19 protein-coding genes are annotated in these 20210 nt (G+C 70.6%); 7 read left to right on the plus strand and 12 right to left on the minus strand.

Annotation, left to right across the window (positions count from 1 at the left end):
• Positions 1–52 precede the first annotated feature (52 nt).
• Together CHC09_RS13840 and CHC09_RS13845 are read right to left on the minus strand one after the other, a co-directional pair.
• Positions 53–397, minus strand: coding sequence for a hypothetical protein (locus CHC09_RS13840; RefSeq protein WP_143232314.1), 345 nt, complete (start codon positions 395–397; stop codon positions 53–55).
• Positions 398–573: 176 nt separating this feature from the next.
• Positions 574–1281: an HAD family hydrolase gene (locus tag CHC09_RS13845; RefSeq protein ID WP_089293470.1), complete on the minus strand. Its 708-nt coding sequence runs from the start codon at positions 1279–1281 to the stop codon at positions 574–576.
• Positions 1282–1448: 167 nt separating this feature from the next.
• Between CHC09_RS13845 and CHC09_RS13850 the strand changes: the two genes are divergently transcribed.
• A complete protein-coding gene (locus tag CHC09_RS13850; RefSeq protein ID WP_089293471.1) occupies positions 1449–1706 on the plus strand; it encodes a hypothetical protein in 258 nt (85 codons plus the stop codon).
• A gap of 103 nt (positions 1707–1809) precedes the next feature.
• Here the strand turns inward: CHC09_RS13850 and CHC09_RS47535 are convergent, their stop codons facing one another.
• The 4 genes from CHC09_RS47535 to CHC09_RS13870 all read right to left on the minus strand — a co-directional run bounded on the left by CHC09_RS47535 (position 1810) and on the right by CHC09_RS13870 (position 5031).
• On the minus strand, positions 1810–2709 hold the full coding sequence (locus CHC09_RS47535) for a hypothetical protein (RefSeq protein ID WP_239138307.1): 900 nt from the start codon (positions 2707–2709) through the stop codon (positions 1810–1812).
• Between the two features lie 123 nt (positions 2710–2832).
• A complete protein-coding gene (locus tag CHC09_RS13860) occupies positions 2833–3813 on the minus strand; it encodes an intradiol ring-cleavage dioxygenase (protein WP_089293472.1) in 981 nt (326 codons plus the stop codon).
• A 223-nt stretch (positions 3814–4036) separates the two neighbouring features.
• Positions 4037–4450: a VOC family protein gene (locus CHC09_RS13865; RefSeq protein WP_089293473.1), complete on the minus strand. Its 414-nt coding sequence runs from the start codon at positions 4448–4450 to the stop codon at positions 4037–4039.
• A gap of 62 nt (positions 4451–4512) precedes the next feature.
• Positions 4513–5031, minus strand: coding sequence for an isochorismatase family protein (locus CHC09_RS13870; protein ID WP_089293474.1), 519 nt, complete (start codon positions 5029–5031; stop codon positions 4513–4515).
• A 611-nt stretch (positions 5032–5642) separates the two neighbouring features.
• On the opposite strand from CHC09_RS13870, the gene CHC09_RS13875 reads away from it, so the two are divergent.
• Together CHC09_RS13875 and murJ are read left to right on the plus strand one after the other, a co-directional pair.
• The gene (locus CHC09_RS13875; RefSeq protein ID WP_089293475.1) at positions 5643–5891 is read left to right on the plus strand and encodes a hypothetical protein; all 249 of its coding nucleotides are present in this window, start codon (positions 5643–5645) and stop codon (positions 5889–5891) included.
• Between the two features lie 293 nt (positions 5892–6184).
• Positions 6185–7696: a murein biosynthesis integral membrane protein MurJ gene (murJ, locus tag CHC09_RS13880; protein WP_089293476.1), complete on the plus strand. Its 1512-nt coding sequence runs from the start codon at positions 6185–6187 to the stop codon at positions 7694–7696.
• A gap of 37 nt (positions 7697–7733) precedes the next feature.
• On the opposite strand, the gene CHC09_RS13885 is transcribed toward murJ, so the two are convergent.
• Positions 7734–9080 carry an FAD/NAD(P)-binding protein gene (locus CHC09_RS13885; RefSeq protein WP_089293477.1) on the minus strand — a complete coding sequence of 449 codons (1347 nt, stop codon included), beginning with the start codon at positions 9078–9080 and terminating at the stop codon, positions 7734–7736.
• A gap of 174 nt (positions 9081–9254) precedes the next feature.
• Positions 9255–10490: a beta-ketoacyl-[acyl-carrier-protein] synthase family protein gene (locus tag CHC09_RS13890; protein ID WP_089293478.1), complete on the minus strand. Its 1236-nt coding sequence runs from the start codon at positions 10488–10490 to the stop codon at positions 9255–9257.
• Between the two features lie 311 nt (positions 10491–10801).
• Here CHC09_RS13890 and CHC09_RS48395 point away from each other — a divergent pair, with 311 nt between their 5' ends.
• On the plus strand, positions 10802–12529 hold the full coding sequence (locus CHC09_RS48395; protein WP_239138306.1) for a D-alanyl-D-alanine carboxypeptidase family protein: 1728 nt from the start codon (positions 10802–10804) through the stop codon (positions 12527–12529).
• Here the strand turns inward: CHC09_RS48395 and CHC09_RS13900 are convergent.
• Entirely contained in the window at positions 12442–13419 is a 978-nt protein-coding gene (locus tag CHC09_RS13900) for a DMT family transporter (protein WP_089293479.1), read from the minus strand. The two genes, CHC09_RS48395 and CHC09_RS13900, sit on opposite strands and share 88 nt — an antisense overlap.
• On the opposite strand from CHC09_RS13900, the gene CHC09_RS13905 reads away from it, so the two are divergent.
• Together CHC09_RS13905 and CHC09_RS13910 are read left to right on the plus strand one after the other, a co-directional pair.
• The gene (locus tag CHC09_RS13905; protein WP_089293480.1) at positions 13418–14803 is read left to right on the plus strand and encodes an aminotransferase-like domain-containing protein; all 1386 of its coding nucleotides are present in this window, start codon (positions 13418–13420) and stop codon (positions 14801–14803) included. The two genes, CHC09_RS13900 and CHC09_RS13905, sit on opposite strands and share 2 nt — an antisense overlap.
• 55 nt (positions 14804–14858) lie before the next feature.
• Positions 14859–16250, plus strand: a complete 1392-nt coding sequence (locus tag CHC09_RS13910; RefSeq protein ID WP_179277084.1) for a serine/threonine-protein kinase — start codon at positions 14859–14861, stop codon at positions 16248–16250.
• Between the two features lie 159 nt (positions 16251–16409).
• Here CHC09_RS13910 and CHC09_RS13915 read toward each other — a convergent pair whose 3' ends face one another.
• A complete protein-coding gene (locus tag CHC09_RS13915) occupies positions 16410–17372 on the minus strand; it encodes a pectate lyase family protein (RefSeq protein WP_089293482.1) in 963 nt (320 codons plus the stop codon).
• 268 nt (positions 17373–17640) lie between these two features.
• Here CHC09_RS13915 and CHC09_RS13920 point away from each other — a divergent pair, with 268 nt between their 5' ends.
• Positions 17641–18558: a nucleoside hydrolase gene (locus tag CHC09_RS13920; protein WP_089293483.1), complete on the plus strand. Its 918-nt coding sequence runs from the start codon at positions 17641–17643 to the stop codon at positions 18556–18558.
• On the opposite strand, the gene CHC09_RS13925 is transcribed toward CHC09_RS13920, so the two are convergent.
• Both CHC09_RS13925 and CHC09_RS13930 read right to left on the minus strand, forming a co-directional pair.
• Entirely contained in the window at positions 18537–19349 is an 813-nt protein-coding gene (locus CHC09_RS13925; RefSeq protein ID WP_089293484.1) for an ABC transporter permease, read from the minus strand. The genes CHC09_RS13920 and CHC09_RS13925 overlap by 22 nt on opposite strands.
• Positions 19342–20139, minus strand: coding sequence for an ABC transporter permease (locus CHC09_RS13930; RefSeq protein ID WP_179277085.1), 798 nt, complete (start codon positions 20137–20139; stop codon positions 19342–19344). The genes CHC09_RS13925 and CHC09_RS13930 overlap by 8 nt, the downstream gene beginning before the upstream one ends.
• Positions 20140–20210 lie beyond the last annotated feature (71 nt).

Genomic DNA, 20210 nt, shown 5'->3' on the forward strand with positions numbered 1-20210 from the left:
ATCGAAAGGCACTCCCGGATTCCCGTAGGCGCGGGACTATGACCTGATCACGTCAGGAACAGAATTCCTCGAAAGCCTTGTCGTAAGCCTTCTGGTATCCGGCGTCATAGCCGCGCTGATAGTCCGACTCCGCCTTGGTCGGGCCCGCATCGAGCCCGAGTCCGGCGCCGACATTCGTCTGCTTGCAATCCTGCTGCCCGGCCAGCCTGCCGTCCTTGACGCCGTCGCGGTAGCCCTGACGGTAGTCCTTCGGGTCGGCAGGCGTGAGATGGCCGGAGACCGCCACAGAGTTCCGAGGAGAGGCTGTCGCCGATGTTGCGCTCAGCCCCTGAGCCAGTCCGAACGATCCGAGGAACAGCGCCCCGCTGAGCGCGGCGCCCCAACTCCGAGTCTTCATCAATTGTCTCCCTCTGGTGTGCGTGAGGTGGCCACGTCGGCCCTCACGGCGGGCGCAATCCCGGCCAGAAATAGTCTGTCGAATAAAGCCCGTTGCGCCTCGAATAAGGATGCACGTCAGGCATCCTTGCCGTCCGCAGATTGCGTAATTGCCAATGATTCGAGGGCCGTCCTGTATCACAGGATTTCGCCGTCTCCGATCATCTGCAGAATTGTGCCCAGGCCGTGCACCGGGCCTTCCGTTCGAGGCAGAATAAAAGTCCGAATCTTCAACGGCACTCCGCCGACGTCGTCCCGCGGGCTGTCGCCGACCATCAGGGCTTGGACGCCGGGAACACCGAGCACCTCCAGCGCGCGAGCGTAGATCGCCGGGTCGGGCTTGACCAGACCGACCTCATAGGACAGCAGTACGCCGTCGAGCAGACCACTGACCCCGAACCGATCGAGGAGGGGGCGGATGTCCAGCCCGATATTGGACAGCACCACGGTCCTGACGCCGCGCGACTTCAACTCCCGGAGGACGGGCAGGGCGTCGTCGAAGAGCAACCACTGATCCGGCATGACCGCGTACAGCGCGGCGATCAGATCGGGCTTGACCCCGGGACACAGGGCGACCGTCCGGTTGAAGACGTCCCAATGACGGTCCCGGCTGAGATCCCGTTCGCTTCGGGGATCGATCGCGTGGGCATGCTGCCAGATCTGGTCGAGATACGCCCGCAGGCCCGCGATCTGGTCGGCGCTCAGGTCCGGCTTCGGGCTGCCGTCCTCGTCCAGACGGCGAAGAGCGGCATCGATCCAACGACCGGCGTCGCCGCCCTCGACCAGCGTGCCGTGGAAGTCGAAGATGACCCCTTTGATCGGTTCTGGTCCTTTGTCGATACGCATGCCGCAGCGTAACCGTCGCACCCGTCCGGGGACCGAGATTTGACGGCGTTACTAGTCTCATGACAGGTCGTCTGACGACAATATGTGGCCGCGACGGTTCCTGTCGTTCGGGTGGGGCCTGACGGGGCACGCTCACCACAGCATCCGCCGAGAGGTGAGGCGATCCGATGAGCGTGACAGTGCTGGAACATCCGGAGCCGTGGAGCGAGGACGAATTCTTCGCGCTCGGCGAGACCCCGAACCGTATCGAGCTGATCGATGAGAGCCTGTGGATCAGTCCGGCGCCGAGCAAACGCCAGAGGCTTGTCGGCGGCCACTACCTTCCGGCTGCGGTCGCGAGCCCTGGTCAGGCGCTTGTCTCCAAGGAGCCTTTTCCGTTCGAGCTGGAGCTGGCGTCGCTGTTGCATCGCCGTCGCCGAGATTGACAAGTTCGGCGAAGCTGCCTGCAACGCCGAAGCGATCCTCTCGAGCGCGTGTTCGAGGTTGTCGTCCGGTCTACCTTGATGTTGCTGACCGCGGGGCTCGTTCTCAGCCCGTGGCGAGGTTGGTGACGAGGGTGCGTAGCCAGGGGTGGCTGAGCGCGGGATCGCGCCCCACGGCCCGGGCGACGGCCTGTCGGCCCGCGCGGCTGCGGCCGTAGGCCACCAGCGCGGCCGCCTCGGTGAGGGCCTGCCGAGTGCGCTCGTCCCGGTCGGGGCCCTCGGCCTCGGCCGTCCACCGGTCCGGGCGAAACGAGCGGGTCAGCTTCACCTGGTGATCGCCGAAATACGACCAGACCCACCGTTCCAGTGACACGTTGGCGACCGCCGCCGCGGGCAGGGTTTGTGTCCAGGCGGCGTGCTGCTGCCACCGGTAGGTGTTCGGACTGGTCTTGCACCGGCTGGTGACGCCGACGAAGCGAAGCTTGCGCCGGATCACCGGCCATGGTTCGCGCTCCTCGTCGATCCAGTCGCGTACCAGGGTGAACAGTTCGGTGAACGTCCCGCCACCGTCGACCACGTCGACCAGGACCGCCGGCCGGTCCCGGCGGGCCAGCGCATGCGGCGCCAAGCCGACCGCCGCCAGGAACCGGCGTCCCTGGGCCACTTCCTCGGAGGTCAACGGACGCCGCCGGAACCGCCTGTATCGCGGGTCGCACCCGATCGCCGGTCGTTGGAACGACAACGGCAGCCGGTGCAGCCGTTGTGCGCGGGCGGACCCGGCGAGCACCCCACCCAGCAGGTCGAACATCGAGTCCAGCGACCTGCCGACGAAGATCAGATCACCGTCGCCGCTTCGCGCCAGCACCTTTCCGGTACACGCCACGAGATCATCGAGGAACGACAGATCCGGCGCTACGGAATCATCGAGCAGCGAGCCCAGCTGATCCGGCGTAACCAGGTCCCATCGGAACGGCAGGCTGTCCGCCACGACTCGTGATGTCGCCATGCGTTCTTCCCGGGAGCTCATCGCGTAAGGATGCCGGTGGCGCGAGGCCGGAGGTACTGAATTTCCGCTGACCCGTGCGGGTGGGGAAACGGCCGAAGGGCTGGGCTGTTTCCCCACCATCGATCATGACGCGGCGCTGGGCGGCGGGCCACCCGGACCGCCCGGGGCGCCACTCGGCGGCGCTCCACCGGGACCGCCCGACGGCGGGGCGCCGCCGGGCCGGCCGCCGCCCCCGGGGGCCGCGCCGCCCGTCGGCTTGGTGCCGGTGTCCACGCCGACCGACAGGGAGACCGTGTATCCGCTGGTCACATCGCCGGTCACGGTGCCCAGCTGGCTCGCGCCGCCGTCGTCGCCGAAGACGTTGTCGTTCTGCAGGGTCACCTGGGCGAGGTTGGTGACCGAGGCCTCATAGCCCTTCTCCTGGTAGACCGTGTCGCAGACGTCCTTGGGGAGCGCCACCTGCGAGGTCGCGATCGCCTTGGTGGAGTCCGTGATGTCGGCCTGCCCGGGGTACACCTCGAAATGGATGTGTGGCCACCGCCCGGTGTAGCAGGCCGGGAAGATGCTGGTGAACCTCACCTTGCCGGTGTCGTCCGCGACCTGCACGCCACGCAGGTAGTTCTCCCCGGTCAGCCCGTCGGAGTACATCGAGTAGCCGCCGGCCCGGTCGCAGTGCCAGACGTAGACCGCCACCCCGGCGAACGGCTTCCCGCCGTTGGCCAGGTCCTTGACGGTCAGTTCCAGGGTCATCGGTACGCCCTCGGCGGTCGTGGTCGACTTGCCGAAGCTGGACCGGAGGTCGCTGCGGACGATGCCGCTCTCCTCCAGGACGTCCGGCCCGTTCGACCCGTCACCGGGGTACGGGCCGGCGGTCTCGTCCGGGATCTCCCCCGAGGAGGTCGAGGCGGCAGTCGTCGATGAGGTCGACGTGGAGGACTTGGTGTCGCCGCACGCGGCCAGCCCGAGGACCGCAGCGCCGATGCCGAAACCACGCAGCAGTTGCCGACGCCCCATCAGGGTTCCGAGGTCGAATCCCAGGCCCTGATCGAACACCTCCTCGTCGGGTTTCGGAAGGGGCCGCCCCTGATAAGACGATTGACTCATTGAACTGATCCTCCTGACGGCCGGCGACAACTGCCGCCGAGCCGGTTCGCGTGCCGGTTCCGGCGGTCGCGGGTGGCATCGTCCCTGCTCCGCCGGCATCACGAACGGAATCCGACGAGGATCCGAACGTGCGTACGGCAATAAGAGCATCAGAGGCTATGAAAGACCTGTGCCTGCGATTGTCAACAGTTCCACGGCCGGGGTTCCGGCACGGGAAATGCATTCAGGCGGCGATGCAGAACTCGTTTCCCTCCGGATCGGCCATCAGCACGTGATGCCCCTCGAACGTCGCCAGCACCCGGCCGCCGATCGCCCGCAACTCCTCGGCCTTCGCCTGGATCCGTGGCCACGGGTCCCCGTGCCTGCCCACCCGGACATCGATGTGCAGGCGGTTCTTCGCCACTTTCGGCTCCGGCACCTCGAGGAAGCTCAACCGTGGCCCGACCCCGTCCGGATCGTGCAGCCAGGCGCCACCGCCCTCGTCCTCCGCCGGCTCCCCGAACGACGCCACCCACTCGTCGCGGGTCTTGAACGGGGCCGGTGGTGGCTCGTCCACATACCCCAGCGCGACCTTCCAGAACTCCGCCAACGGCTCCGCCCGCACACAGTCGAACGTCAGGTCCACCCGCAGCGCCACCGCACACTCCCTTGCTCCCACCGACCCCGTCATCCTGCACCCGGGGTCCGACAAGAACCGGGTTATCGCAGCTCGGCCAGGAGATCCGCAGTGGTCAGCACCGCACCGAAGCGGGGCAGCACGACCGACAGCGCGTGCTCGTGTTCCGCGGCGGTCATCCCGCTCATCGCGTCCGACGCGAACACCACCTCGAACCCGAGGTCGGCCGCCGCCCGGGCGGTCGACTCCACCCCCATCGTGGTCGCGATCCCGGCCAGCACGACGGTGTCCACGCCGCGATCCCGCAGCGCCTCGGCGAGCCCTGTTCCGTAGAACGCCCCGATCGTCCGCTTCACGATCTCGACGTCCCCCGGCCGCGGCGCCATCTCCGGCACGAAGTCGCTGCCCGGCGGCTGCTCGGCGACGTTGGGCCGTTCGACCCGCACCGGCACGACCACGCCGCCGGCGGCCCGGAACGCCGAGGCCAGCGAGGCCGACCGGGCCACCACGTCAGCGCCGCGATGCGGTCCCAGGTCCTGCGACACGATCCGCGGCATCAGGTCGATCACGATGAGCGCGGTCCGCGCGGCAACGATGGTCATGAGTGCGAGCTTGTCACATGACAAAATTCCGGCCGATGGCCCCACCGCGACCACATCCGCACGCGGGTTCGGGTATTGCCCGGTGAGCTGACTCCTCACGTGTCGGACCTGAACCGATAACAGGCGTTGACTGTGGGCGCATGAGAAAGCCGCTGAAACAGTTTAAAAATGCATATCGTCTACTGCCCTCGTCGGTCGATCAGAGGTATTGTGATGAGGAAGATTCTTTGTTGTTGCGGAGTTGACGCGCACGCCGACCGCAACGGTCGCCGTTTCCGGGCACCGCTTTTCCGGTCGCTGACACGCTCAATGTCACCCCTGCGGTGACCGGCTGACGCACGTCTGCGAACAGCCATTACAGGCATGGGTCTGAAAAAGGGTCGTTGGAGCCAATATCCGGCGCCGGTCTCTGCTGGCGTTGTTGCGGTCGGATCCCGTGGTAGCACCGGCGAAACGACCGCAGTCGAATAACACGCAGGCCCGCGCGGTCGGCCGACCGCGCGCTGCGGCCTGCGAGAGGCTCGGGCACCGATGCCGAGCCGCCAACTGTCATCGAAACGGATTCGGCGTTGGAGAGGAATGGTGAGATGAAAACATCGGCACGAATACTGATGATCGGTGTAGGCCTGGTGGCCGGTGCGGCCCTCGGGTCCGGACCCGTGCTGGCCACGGCAGCCAGCGCGGCTCCCGGCGGCACCGAGGTGGCGGCTGTTCACTCGTGGTACCCGGGCGTCGGCTTCGTCGGCGTGGCAGGTATCGACGCGGGCCTGCCTGGCCTGTGGGGCAACGGCCTGTACGGCGCCGGACTCGGCTGCTGCCCGGTGGGCGGCTGGTATGGCGCAGGTCCCTGGGCCTGGTGAGGTCGGTCAACCCGTAGCGGACGCCGCCGGGCGCGATGAAGTCCTGCGGGCCGACCGCAAATGATTTTCCGAACGGAGGTGCGGATCGACCGGCCCGACGCCTGCCTGGCGCCCCCGCCAGTGCGTCCCGGCGCCGCGGCCGGTCGACGCCGACGTGTCCGACGATCGCCCGGGTGGTTCGTGACCGGCCGGGACCCGCGGCCCGGGCGTGCGGTGCGCCGATGGTGCACCATGAGGGTCTTGGGCGGCGGACGGGGGCGCTGGTGGCGACGATTTCTCAGGCCGGGCGGAGGATGGCGTTCGCCACGCTCGCCTCGCGGGTGGCCGGGTTCCTGCGGGTCCTGGTGCTGACCGCGGCGCTCGGACTCGGCACCCGGCTGCTGGACGCCTACAACGTGGCGAACACGCTCCCCAACGCGGTGTACGAGTTGCTCATCGGCGGTGCGATGGCGAGTGTCATCGTGCCGCTGCTGACCCGGGCGGCGCTGACCGATCCGGATCACGGGGTGCTCTACACCCAGCGGCTGCTGTCGCTGATGGTCTACGGCCTGAGCGCGGTCACGCTGCTCGCCGTGGTCCTGGCCCCGTGGCTGGTCGAACTCGTCGCACCCGGCTTCACCGCCGAGCAGCACGAGATGGCCGTCGTCTTCAGCCGGTACTTCCTGCCGCAGATCCTGTTCTACGGGGTGAGCGCGACCGCGGGCGCGGTGCTCAACATCCGCGGCCGGTTCGCGGCGCCGGCCTGGGCGCCGCTCTGCAACAGCCTGGTGGTGATCGTGGTCGGGTTGCTCTACGTGCTGTCGGGCAGTTTCACGCTGCTGGCGGCCGGCACCAGCCTCGGCGTGTTCGCGCAGATGGCTCTGGTCGTGTGGGCGCTCGGCCGGTCCGGTTTCCCGATCCGGCTGCATCTGGACCCGCGGGGCATCGCGATCCGGCGGATCGGCGGGCTGGCCGGCTGGGTGCTGCTGTCGGTGCTGGGCGCGCAGGCGTTCCTGATCGCGGCGACCAGGGTGGCGTCGCTGAGCGGGCCGGGCGGGGTCACCGCGTACCAGAACGCTCTCGCTGTCTTTCAGGTCCCGTTCGCGGTGATCGCGCTCTCCGTGATGACCACGATGCTGCCCCGGCTGAGCCGGAACGCGGCGCGGCGTGACCACGACCGGATGGTCCGTGATCTCTCGCTCGCGGTGCGGGTCGCCGTGGTGGTGATGGCGCCGATCGCGGTGGCGATGGTGCTGCTCGGGCGGCCGGTCGCGACGCTGCTCTTCGAGCACGGGAACAGCGCGGCGCCGACGGTGCGGCTGCTCGGGACGGTGCTGGCGGCGTTCGGGCTGGCCCTGGTGCCGTTCAGCGCGTACTCGATCCTGCAGCGCGGCTTCTACGCCCTGCAGGACACCCGGACGCCGGCGTTGATCACCGCCGGGGTGGCGGTGATCGGGATCGCCGGGTGCGCGGTGGCCGGCTTCGTGCTGCCGGCCGGGTCCATCGTGGTCGGGGTGCCGATCGCCTACACGATCGCCTACACGATCGGCCTGCTCACGACGGTCGTGGTGTTGCGGCGGCGGCTCGGCTGGATCGACGGAAGACGCTTGATGCGTACGCACGTCAGGGTTTTGATCGCGGTTTCCGCCGGCGCGGCCTGCGCCGTCGGCGCGCTCTTCCTGGTCGGTACGTCGATACCGGTCCTGGCGATCTCCGCGGCGGCCGGTGTCGGCGCGCTCGGCTATCTGGCGGTCGCGAAACTGCTGCACATCGGGGAGTTGCGCCTGGTCGTGGTGACGACCCTGGGCGGCCTGCGCCTGTCCTGAGCCGTGCGCGGCACCGCGGCGCGGGGAGGCCGCCGGCTCAACGCACGACCGTCGCGGTGTGCAGGGCGGACACCAGCCGGTCGACCTGGGCGCGGATCTCCGGGACCGCGGTGGTCTCCCAGGTGTGGCCGCGGCGCAGCGGACCGGCCAGCCACAGTCCCCGCCGGATGCGGCCGTCCGGATCCGTGTCGACGCCGAGGCCGTACGGTCCGGGCCGGAGGACGCCGTCGCGGAACAGCGTGGCCAGGAACGGGCTCGCGGAGCCGGGCAGCGAACCCGGCCCGGTACAGGAGATCACCGCGCCGAACCGGCGTGCCGCCCGTCCCTCGATCTCGACCAGCAGGCCACCGCGCGGGTCCGGCTCGACCGAGCGCAGGCGTCCACTGGTGAAGCTCAGCGCGCCTCGCTCCTGAAGTTCCGCGATTCGCGCGGCGACCGGCGGCGCCATCCGGTGCCGGTGCACGTCCCAGAAGCGGGCCACGTGTCGCAGGAACCGCTGCCGGTCGCAGTCGTCGAACTCGGCCCAGAGCCGGTCGGCGTGGTGGCGCAGCGTGTCGACCACCGCGACCCAGTCGGCGCCGCCGGCGATCGCGGCGCGGACCCGCCGGATCAGCCGTCGCAGGGTAAGGGCGCCGTCCAGGATCAGGTCGGGGTGCGCCGACGACGGGGGCAGTTGCGGGTGGGCCAGCGGGAGCAGGCCGTGCCGGGAGATCGCCTCGATCGGGCCGCGGTGGCCGTTCTCGGTCAGGCTCAGGGCGACGTCGACCGCGGTCAGGCCGGTGCCGATCAGCAGGACCGGCTCGTCGGGGTGCGGTTTCGGATACGCCGACCAGGGGTCGGCCACGAAGTGCGGCCCCGTGGCCCGCACCCCCGGAAGTCTCTGCTGCTCCGGGTTGCCGACGGCGAGGATCACCTGCTCCGCGCGGACCGGCCCGGCGTCGGTCAGCACCACGTAGCCGTCCGGATCCCGGCGCAGCGCGGTCGCCGTGGCGACGTGGTGCCGCAGCCGGCCGCCGGAGGTGGCGACGATCTCGGCGAGCTGATCGGCCAGGTAGTCGCCGTAGAGGGCGCGGGGCAGGAAGTCGGTGCCCTCGATCGCGTGCCCGTGCAGGCGGGCCCAGCGGACCAGGTGCATCGGGTCGTCCGGGCAGATGCTCATCGCGCCGGCCCGCGCGTTGAGGATGTGCCAGGGCTGTGCCGCGCCGTAGGCGACGCCGCGGCCGGGGAAGCGATCCGGTGCGATCAGGACGACGTCCAGGTCCGTCCGGAGGATCAGGGCCCGGGCGAGCAGTGCCCCGGTGGCACCCCCGCCGATGATCGCCACGGTCCGGTCCCTCGTGGCTTCCCGACTGGCGGGCACCACGACTTCGACGAGGCTCGACATTCAACTCTCCCGCAGGTCGACGCTTTGCCAAGCAAACCACAAAACCCACCGGTTTTATAGGTTAACTCGCTGTCGGCCGCGTCATGCGGCGCTGTGCAAGGGTCGATGGGTGACGGGGCGAGAGAACATGCCGATGACCATTCGCGGGCGTCCTCGAGGGGGTGGGGTGACCGGTCAGGCGGGGGTGAAGAGCAGGGAGACGTTCTGGCCGCCGAAGCCGAACGAGTTGCAGATCGCCGCACGGACCCGCTGATGGCGTGGCTTGCCGGCGACCACGTCCAGCCTCACCTCGGGGGTCTTGTTCTCCAGGTTCAGCGTGGCCGGGATGACCCCCTCGCGGACCGACAGCAGCGTGATGATGCCCTCGACCACACCGGCCGCCCCGACCAGATGACCGAAAGCGGACTTCGGCGCGGTTAGCACGACCTCGTCGCCGAGCGCCGCCTGGATCGCCGCGGCCTCGCCGATGTCGCCGACCACCGTCGACGTGGCGTGGCAGTTCACGTGGTCGACGTCGTCCGGGCCCAGGCCGGCGACGCGCAGCGCGGTCCGGATCGCCCGGATCTGGCCGTCGCCGTTCGGGTCCGGGCCGGTGATGTGGTGGGCGTCGGAGGTGACCCCGAACCCGGCCAGCCGCCCCAGCACCCGTGCGCCACGGGCGGTGGCGAAGTCGGCCCGTTCCAGGATGACCACTCCGGCACCCTCGCCCAGCACGAAACCGTCCCGGTCGGTGTCGAACGGGCGCGAGGCCCGCTCCGGGGCGTCGTTGCGGCGGGAGAGCGTACGCGCCTGGGCGAACCCGGCGATGGTGAGCGGCGCGATGCACGCCTCCGCGCCGCCCGCGATCACCACGTCGACCTCGCCGGAGCGGATCAGCCGCGCGCCGAGAGCGAGCGCCTCGGCACCGGACGCGCACGCGGACACCGTCGCGTAGGCGCCGGCTTTCGCCCCGAATTCGATGCTGACCCAGCCGGCCGGCCCGTTCGGCATCATCATCGGCACGACCAGCGGGGAGACCTTCTGCGGACCCTTCTCCTCGATCAGGTCGTCCTGGTTCAGGATGGTGGAGATGCCGCCGACGCCGGAGCCGATCACCGCGGCGAGGCGTTCCCCCTCGACCTGCGGGGTGCCCGCGTCCGCCCAGGCCTCCTTCGCCGCGACCAGCGCGGCCTGCTCGCAGCGGTCCAGGCGGCGGGCCTGCACCCGGGGGAGCACGGAGTCCGGCTCGATCGCCATCGGCGCGCCGATCAGCGTCGGCAGTTGCTCCCAGTGCGGGTAGGTCTCGAGCCGTTCATCGATGCGGCGGACTCCCGACCGGCCGTCCAGCATGTTCTGCCAGAGGGTCGGCACGTCCCCGCCGAGCGGAGTGGTGGCACCCATCCCGGTGATCACGACGTCGGTGGCACTCATCCGGTTCCCCCCTGACGGTTGCGGCGAGCCTGCCACCCGTAGTGGAACCCATGCGCTTCGATGTGTCCACCGGGGAGGCGGCCGGATCACGGGGGAGGTCGGTCAGGACACCCGGCCGTGTCGTTTCCGTCAGATGGGCGCGGGGCCTGACGAATCTCAGGGACGGGGCGTACGTGGGTTGACCCGATCCGGGGAAACCGCGCGAAAGTCCACTCCTGCGCTGGTCAACGTGCTGACAGCGGGGATTTGTGCGGTCCGGTGATACTTGACCGGGCGTCCGGGCGGGCCGGGGCCGTGGAGGGGGCAGGCTGATGACGCAGGCGGCGGAGCCGAACGACGGTGCCGGCGAGACGCCGGTGCCGCCGGAGGGCGACGGTCGCCCGGCAGCCGGTTCGGCGCGGGTCCCGATCCCGCGGCCGGCCGACAGCGCACAACCGAGCCCGTCCGTGCAGCCGGTCCTGCCGGTCCAGCCGGTCGTGCCGGTCGTGCCGGTCCAGCCGGTCCAGCCGGTCGTGCCGGTCGTGCCGGTCCAGCCGGTCGTGCCGGTCCAGCCGGGACGCGCCTCGGTGCCCGTTCCGGGCCGGGCGGCTGTTCCGGCGCCGCAGTCCGCCATCGTCCCCGGCCGGGCGACCGTTCCCGCGCCGCAGGCGCCGGTCGTGCCGCCCGCGAGCGCTCCCGGCCGGGCGGCTGTTCCGCCGCCGGTGCCGGCGGCCTTCAACGCCCCTGTGACGGCGCTACCGCATCAACCCTCGGCACCGGGCCGCGCCTCGGTGCCCGCGAGTGCTCCCACCACGTATCAGAGCGGCCAGAACGACGTACCGAAGAAAGGCCGCAAGGGGCGCCGCCTCGCCGTCGTCCTGGTCGCGGTCCTCCTTCTCGTCGCTCTGCTCGGCTCGGGCGCCGCGGTGCAGCTCACCCGCGATCTGCCGAACGCGACCCTGACCACCGGCATCGCCACCACGATCAAGATCCCCGGCGCGCTGCCCAAGATCCCTTGGCCGGCACAGGGCTCCGCGGAGCTGATGATCGAGGGTCTGGGCCGGATCGGCGGCTCCGGAGGCAAGTCGGCGCAGCCGATCGGCAGCGTCGCCAAGGTCATGACCGCCTACGTCATCCTGAAGGACCATCCCCTCGAGGGCGACGACGAGGGTCCGACCCTCACGGTCACCGCCGCGGACGTCGCGGACTACCAGTCCCGGATTCCCAGCGGGCAGTCCCTGGTCGCGGTGCAGGAGGGCGAGCAGCTCTCCGAGCGCGACGCCCTCGAGGCGCTGATGCTCCCGTCCGCGAACAACATCGCCCACCAGCTCGCGGTCTGGGGCGGCGGCGACGTCGACGGCTTCCTGACGAAGATGAACGCCGCCGCCGACGAGCTCGGCATGACCGACACCGAGTACACGGACCCGAGCGGCTTCCTGCCCACGACCATCAGCACCGCCTCCGACCAGGTGAAACTGGCTCGAGCGGTGTTGAAGTTCGACGTGTTCGCGGAGATCGTCGAGCTGCGGGAGGCGCAGATCCCGGTGGCCGGGAAGATCCTCAACTACAACGCGCTGCTCGGCGTCGACGGGGTCTTCGGGATCAAGACCGGCTCGACCGACCAGGCCGGCGGCAACCTGGTCTTCGCGGCCCGGCTCAAGGCCGGCTCGCGCGACCTGGTGATCGTCGGCGCGGTCTTCAACCAGCCCGGCGCGAACACGCCGGAGCAACTGGCCGCGGTCAACAAGGTCGTCCGCAAACTGCTCGCCTCGGTCCGCTCGACGGTGAAGGAGTACGAGCTGCTGGCCGCGAAACCGGTCGGCCAGGTCGAGACCGCCTGGGGCGCGTCGACCACGGTGACGCCGGCGAGCGCGCTCAAGGTGGTCGGCTGGCCGGGCCTGGCGGTCAAGGTCAAGACCACGACCACCACACCCGGCCCGCGGGTCACCGCCGGGGAGACCGTCGGCGAGGTTCAGGCTTCGGGGGTACGGGTGCCGCTGCGCGCCGACGCCGCGACCAGCGAACCCTCCCTCTGGTGGAAGCTGACCCGCAAGCCCTGACGGGTCCGCTGGGTCAGCACCACGCAGCCGAGCACGACCACGGCCGCCCCGATCGAGGCGGCCGTGACCGGCTCGCCCAGCAGCAGCGCCGACCAGCTGAGGGTCAGCACGGGCTGGGCGAGCTGAATCTGCCCGACCCTGGCGATGCCGCCCTTGGCCAGGCCGGCGTACCAGGCGAAGAACCCGAGGAACATGGAGACCACGGTCAGGTAGCCGAACCCGGCCCAGCCGGTCGCTGAAGCGCGCGGCACCTCGCGGAGCACGGCGACCAGCGTGATCGGCAGCGTCGCGGGCAGCGCGAGCAGTAACGCCCAGCAGATCGTCCGCGCCCCGCCGAGCTCCCGGGCGAGCGCCCCGCCCTCGGCGTAGCCCAGCCCGCACAGCACCACGGCGGCGAGCAGGAACAGATCGGCGGATGTCAGCGCACCGTGCACCACCCCGGTCGTGACCAGGAAGCCCAGCACGGCGATCAGCCCGCCACCGCTGGCCAGCCAGAACACCAGCGGCGGGCGCTCGTGGGCCCGCAGCGCGGCGAACACGGCCGTCATCGCCGGCAGCACGGCGATCACCACGGCGCCGTGTGCCGAGGTCTGGCTGGTCAGCGCGAGGGACGTGAAGAGCGGGAAACCCACGACGACGCCGAGCGCGACCACCGGAAGGCGGCGCCACTGGTCCCGGGTCGGCCGCGGCGCACGCACCAGGCGCAGGTAGCAGAGGGCAAGCGCGGCGGCGCCGACCGCCCGGCCGAACGCCACGAACCACGGATCGAGATCGTGCACGGCGATCCGGGTGGCCGGCAGCGACATGCTGAACGCCAGCACGCCCGCCGCTCCGAGGACCAGGCCGGCCGTTACCGTGCTGCGGGCAGTAGCGCTACTCTCTTCTCTCATGAATGACGGTAACGCAGCGGCCCGCGTTATCCAAGATCTCCGTGATCGGGTGACCGCCGCCTCGCCGGGTACCCGGCTGCCCTCGGTGCGGGAACTGACCGCCCGGCACCGCGCCTCACCGGTCACGGTCGCCGAGGCGATCCGCGTCCTGGTCGCGCAGGGGCTGGTGGAGGCCCGGCCCGGCAAAGGGACGTTCGTGGCGGCGCGACCGGAGCCGCCGCGCACCGCCGACCTGTCCTGGCAGACCGTCGCGCTCGGTGCCCGCCGACCCGGTGAGGACGAGATGCAGGCGTTACTGGCGTTACCGCCGGCGGGCGCGATCCCGCTCTCCAGTGGATACCTCGACGCCGACCTGCAGCCGGCCGCCGCGCTCGGGACGGCGCTGGCCCGGATCGCCCGCCAGCCGGCGGCCTGGCAGCGCGGCCCCGCCGAGGGCCGGGAGGACCTGCGCGACTGGTTCGCCCGGCAGGCCGGCGCCGGTCTGCGCGCCCGCGACCTGGTGATCTGTCCGGGCGGGCAGGCCGCGCTCTCGTCCGCGTTCCGCGCGCTGGCCGCGCCCGGCGACACCCTGCTCGTCGAGTCACCGACCTACCTGGGCGCGCTCGCCGCGGCCCGGGCTGCCGGCCTGCGCGTGGTGCCGGTCCCGGCCGACCGTGACGGGGTGCTGCCGGAGCAGTTGGCGGCGGCGTTCGCTCGCACCGGCGCGCGGCACTTCTACTGCCAGCCGCTTTATGCGAACCCGACCGGCGCGAGTCTGGCCGCGCACCGCCGCGACGCGGTGCTGGCCGCCGTCCGCGACAGCGGCGCCTTCCTGATCGAGGACGACTACGCCCGTGACCTGGTCATCGACGGTGCCGCCGCTCCGCCGCTGGCCGCTGACGATCCCGATGGGCACGTCGTCTACCTGCGGTCGCTGACCAAGTCGGCGGCGCCCGGGCTGCGGATCGCCGCGATCGGGGCGCGCGGTCCGGCCGGCGCCCGGCTGCGTTCGGCCCGGCTGCTCGACGATTTCTTCGTGGCCGGGCCGCTGCAACAGGTCGCGCTGGAGTTCGTCACCGGGCCGGCGTGGGCGCGCCACCTGCGTACCCTCCGCAAGGAATTGAAGAATCGGCGCGAAGCGCTGCTCGCCGCCCTGCACCGGCGGCTGCCCGCGCTGATCCCGCCCGCGGTCCCGCGGGGCGGCCTGCACCTCTGGGTTCGCCTGCCGGACGGTGCCGACGACACGGCGGTCTCCGCCGCGGCCGCGGCCGAGGGCGTGATCGTGTTTCCCGGGCGGCCCTGGTACGCCGCCGAACCGCCCGCTCCGCACCTGCGGCTGACCTATGCGGCGGCCCCGGCGGACCTGATGGACGAGGCCGTCCGGCGCCTGGCCCGGGCCATTTGAGAAAACACGCCGGACGCTCTACAGATTGATGACACATAGACCCTACGATGCGCGCGTGCAACCAGATTTCGGCCTGCGGGCCGGCATGCGGCTGGGCGGCCGTTACCGCCTCGAGGACCGGCTCGGCGCCGGCGGGATGGGCGAGGTGTGGCGGGCCTTCGACGAGGCTCTGAACCGGACCGTCGCGGTCAAGACGATGCTGCCCACGGCAGCCCAGGACCCTGATTTCGTACGACGGTTCGCCGACGAGGCGACCGCGATGGCCAGGGTCAACCACCCCGCGGTCGTCGCGATCCACGACGTCGGCGAGTCCGACGGCATCACCTACCTGGTGATGGAGTTCATCGACGGCGAGTCCCTCGCCCAGCGGCTGACCCGGGAGCGCCGGCTCGCCCCGGCCGAGACGATGCGGATCATCGCGGCCGCGGCCGAGGGCCTGCAGGCCGTGCACGACCAGGGCATCCTGCACCGTGACATCAAGCCGGCCAACATCATGCTGCGTGCCGACGGCGGGGTGCTGATCACCGACTTCGGGATCGCCCGGCACCCGGGCTCGCCCGGGCTCACCGCCACCGGCGCGGTCCTCGGCACGCCCACCTATCTCTCCCCGGAGCAGGTGCTCGGGCAGCCCGTGGACCGGCGCAGCGACGTGTACTCGCTCGGCCTGGTCGCCTACGAATGCCTCGCGGGAGAGAAGCCGTTCGTCGGCGACAACCCGTACGCGGTGGCGCTGCAACGGATCCAGGAGGAGCCGAAGACCCTCGGGACGGACCTGCCGCCGGCCGTCCTCCTCCTGGTCGAGCGAGCATTGCAGGCCGATCCGGAGAAGCGCCTGCCGTCCGCGCTGTCGCTGGCCGAGGCGGCCCGGCGGGTCGAGCTCACGCCGGTGGCCGCCGGTCGTACCGGGGAGGGGAAGTCGCCGCGCCGCGCGGTCCTCGCGGCCGTCGCCGGGGTCCTGATCGTCGGCGCCATCATCGCCGGAATCGTGGTCCGCGGCCGCGGTGGTGACTCGGACGGCGCCTCGGCCGCCGGTAACAAACCCAAGGCCACGGCCACCGCCGGTGGCGTCCCGGGCGGATTCGTCGCCTGCGGTGACGTGTTCTGCCCGGAGACGCCGATGTGCTGGAACGGGTTCGTTCAGGTCGGGACGCAGGCGATGCCGCCGGTGTCGCGGTTCTGCCCGGGCGCGCACGTGTGGGAGACGTTCGTGGCGATCACGCTGCCCGCCGGGCCGCCGGTGCTCGACTCGGCCGCGCCGCTGATGAAGCAGCCGGATGTGGCGAAGACCTGCTCGGCCGAGGCGATGGCCCAGCACAGCAAGGATCCGGCGGCGACCAAGGGGTGGCGGCGGGATGTCTGGCCGGTGGACTCGGGCCACGGGTGGCTGCTGCACTGCGTCGCCCAGCCGACGTCAGGTTCGTCCACCGGGTCGGCGTTCAAGCCGTAGTAGGGCAGCTTACGAACGCCGGCCGCCCGAGCGGCCGGCGTTCCGCCTTGCCGGAGGACATGCTCACTTGCCGGTCGCTGCGGCTACCACGGGGGAGTTCGCGAAAAGGGGACGGCGCCCGCCTGGGGATTGGGGCGGGCGCCGTCGGGTGCGGGAACGTCAGATCTTGCCGGTGCCGGCTCCGGCCGTGACGGTGGCCTTGACCGAGCTGTTCGCCTCGGGCGTGTACGAGTAGGGGATCGCCGCGACGCTGGCGCCGTTGCGGACCTGCTCGGTGCCCGAGTTCACCTTGTAGTTGTTCAGGACCTTGAGGTTGCCGGAGTCCGAGTCGCCGGTCTGGGTGACCGTCGGGTTCGCGACGTTCTCGAAGTAGTTGCGCTCGACGTAGACGCCCGCGTTCTCGGTGGAGGCGACGCCGTACGAGCCGATGTTGCTGTAGTAGTTGTTGAGCACGTGGACCGGGTTCGCGAAACGGACCCGGGGGTGCCGCTGGTTGGTGCCGTCGAACCAGTTGTGGACGTAGGTGACGCGCAGGTGCCCGAGGTCCTGGGAGCTGTTGTCGTCACTGTGCCCGAGCAGCATGGACTTGTCGTGGTTGTGCAGGTGGTTCCACGAGACCGTGATGTAGTCCGAGCCGCGCTTGATGTCGATCAGACCGTCGTACCCGTTGGACAGGTCGTTGTGGTCGATCCAGACGTTCGTGGTGCTCTCCTGCACGTTGATCGAGTCGTCACCGGCGTTCTTGAACACCAGGTTCCGGATGATCACGTTCTTGACACCGGAGAGGTTGAAGCCGCCGCCGGTGATGCCGGAGCCGGAGCCGACGCCGATGACCGTCTTGTTCGAGGCGACGCTGTACATGCCGGAGATCGTGATCAATCCGGAGATCCGTACGGTCTGCGACGTGCTCGAGCTGAGTGCCGACTTGAGCGCCGACGCGGAGGTGACGGTGACGACGGTGCTGGACGAGCCGCCGGTGGTGCCGCCGTTCAGGCTGGCGAAACCGACCGGACTGGACTCCGCCGCAAAGGCGGGACCGCTCTGGGCGACGACCAGGCCGGTGCCGGCGGCGAGGACGCCGGCCGTGGCCGCGGCGAGGACGGTGCGACGCGATGGAGACATGGGGATTCCTCCGTCGGGGAACGGGTCGGGGAGAGTTGGGTGGGGCCCCAACGTGCAGGTAAGCGCTTTCCTGGGCCGAAACTAGGCTCGGCATCCAGCTCTGTCAATGATTGATTCCAGGATGTTTCCGGCCTGTCCCGAATTGGTTCACGCTGACCTGCGACTTCAGCCTCCGCCGAGGCTCATCGCCGTCGTGCAGCATCTGTAGAATCTCTTGGGAGCGCTCCCGAAGCCGACGATCGGGTCTGACTTCGGTAGAAATAGGAGCATGCTGACCTATCTGGACTGCGACACCGGCATCGACGACGCGATCGCCATCGCCTACCTGCTGGCCCACCCCGGCGTGACGCTCGCCGGCATCGGCACGGTCAACGGCAACACCACCGCACCGCGGGCGGCGGCGAACACCCTCGGGCTGCTGTCCCTCGCGGGCCACGACGACGTCCCGGTCGCGGTCGGCTCCGGGGAACATCCGCACTCGGTGGCCTCGGTGCACGGTGGCAACGGCATCGGCGAGGTCCGCCTCCCCGCGGGCAAAGACCCCGATTCCCGTACGGCGGTCGAGCTGCTCGTCGAGCTGGCCCGCCGGCACGCGGGTGAGCTGCACCTGCTCGCCACCGGGCCGTGCGGCAACCTGGCCGCCGCCCTCCAGGCCGAACCGCGCCTGCCCACCCTGGTCGCCTCGGTGACCGTGATGGGCGGGGCGGTCCGGGTCCCCGGCAACCGCACCCCGCACGCCGAGGCCAACATCGTCCACGACCCGGCCGCCGCGGCCGCCGTCCTGGCGGCGCCCTGGCCGGTGACCCTGGTCCCGCTCGATGTCACCATGCGGCACCGCTGGACCGTCGCCGACGCCGCCGCGCTGAAAGCGGACGGAACACCGCTGCACGCCGCGCTCGCCGACATGCTGCCGACCTACTTCGAGGGGTATCGGCAGCGCCTCGGCGGGCAGGAGATCCCGCTGCACGACCCGCTGGCCGCCGCGATCATGGCCGGCGAGGTCACCCCGGCCGACGCTCCGCTGCTGTCGATCACCGTCACCCCGGACGGCCGGACGATCGAGGCCGGCCCCGGCTCGGTCCGGGTGATCCTCTCCCTCACGGAGCCGGCGGCACCCACCCTCCTGCACCGCCTCCTCGGCCAGCCATGTGGGCCGGCTGGGGGTCAGTGGCCGACACCCTGGTAGCCGCGGAGCTGGCGGCGCCAGAATCGGTAGGCGACGGTGAACAGGGTCGCGCCGACCACGGGCGTCGCGTATCCGAGCCACGCCGGAACCGCGAGCTGGCCGGTTCTGCCCAGGATCACGCTGGCCGGCAGGAAGGCGACGAACGCGACCGGCAGTACGTACGTCAGCGTCCGCTGCATCCCGCTCCCGAAGATGCTCAATGGATACGACCCCAGCGTGTCCATCGCGTCGAACATCATCAGCCGGTACGCCCAGGTGTCCAGGACCCGGACCGAGAACCCGGCGATCGTGACCGCCACCGACCCCTCGATCATGGCGCCACCGATCACGGCGAGGACCAGGAACGCCACCGAGCCGGGCGACCAGTCGAGGTCCGCGACGCTCACCGCGACACCGAAGACGACGATCGCCATCGACAGGTCGCCGAACGGCAGCAGTGAGCGGGTGGTGGTGGCCAGCTGGGACAGGACGTTCACCGGTCGCAGCAGCATCCGGTCGAGGTGGCCCTCGCGGATCGCGTAGTCGACCTGCATGACGCCGTCGAGCGTGACCAGCCACAGCGCGTGCGAGAGCAGCCTCATGCCGTACAGGAAGGCGATCTGTCCCAGGCCCCACCCGGCGACCGTGCCGAAAGTGTGCAACAGCGCCCACACGAAGGCGAAGCCGCTGCCCTGATAGGCGGCGCCGGCCAGCACCATCATCAGGATGTTTCCGCGATACTGCATCGCGCCGCGCAGCGCGGCGCGGCGGAGTTTCAGGTAGAGCCGGATCTCCCGCCTGATCTCAGCCACCGTGCACCACGATCCTGCGGTAGGCGCGACGCCAGGTCAGGCCGACGACCCCGGCGAGGATCACGATCCAGGCCAGCGAGAGGGCGAACCCGCCGAGCGCCTCGGCCCCGTCGACCTGACCGATGTAGATCGCGGCCGGCTGGTAGACGACGAACCGGAACGGCAGCGCCTCGGCGAGCGTCCGCAGCGGCCCGGGAAAGAAGATCAGCGGCACGGTGGCACCGGCCAGGAACGCCGCCACGAACCGGTACAGCACGGTGATGCCCACGTTGTCGACCGTCCAGAACGCCGAGAGTCCGATCAGCAGCGTCAGCAGCGCGTTGAGCACCCAGCCGAGCACCAACGCCACCGGGTAGAGCAGGCCGGCGGTGAGCCCGGCCGGCCCGGACAGCCCACCCAGCAGTCCGGCCACCGGCGTGACCAGCACCATCACCGCGACCTGGATCATCGACTGGCCGGCCTGCAGGGCGAGCATCTGGCCCGGGTAGCCGAGCGGCCGGCTCACGTCGAAGAGCACCTCACCGGAGCGGACCCGGCTCGACATGATCCAGGTGACCGGCGTGTTGATCACGGCGGCCTGCAGGCTCGCGAGGGTCAGGTAGACCACCGTGCTCTCCAGGGTCAGCCCGGCGACCACCTCCCGGCCCTGGAAGGCGGCCGACCACACCCGGGTGACCAGCAGGATCCAGACCAGGGTGACCACCACCGACGCGAGGATCGTGCTCCGGTACTGCAGGCGGATGGCGACCGCGGTCCGGACGTACGCCGTATAACCGCGCAGCACGCTCATGCCGCCACCTCCGCTGCGCTCCGGCGCCGGCATGAGCCAACAACTGAGCTAGCCGATTCGCTCGCAAGCTC

The sequence above is a fragment of the Actinoplanes regularis genome (assembly GCF_900188005.1).
GTDB classification, from domain to species: Bacteria; Actinomycetota; Actinomycetes; order Mycobacteriales; family Micromonosporaceae; genus Actinoplanes; species Actinoplanes regularis.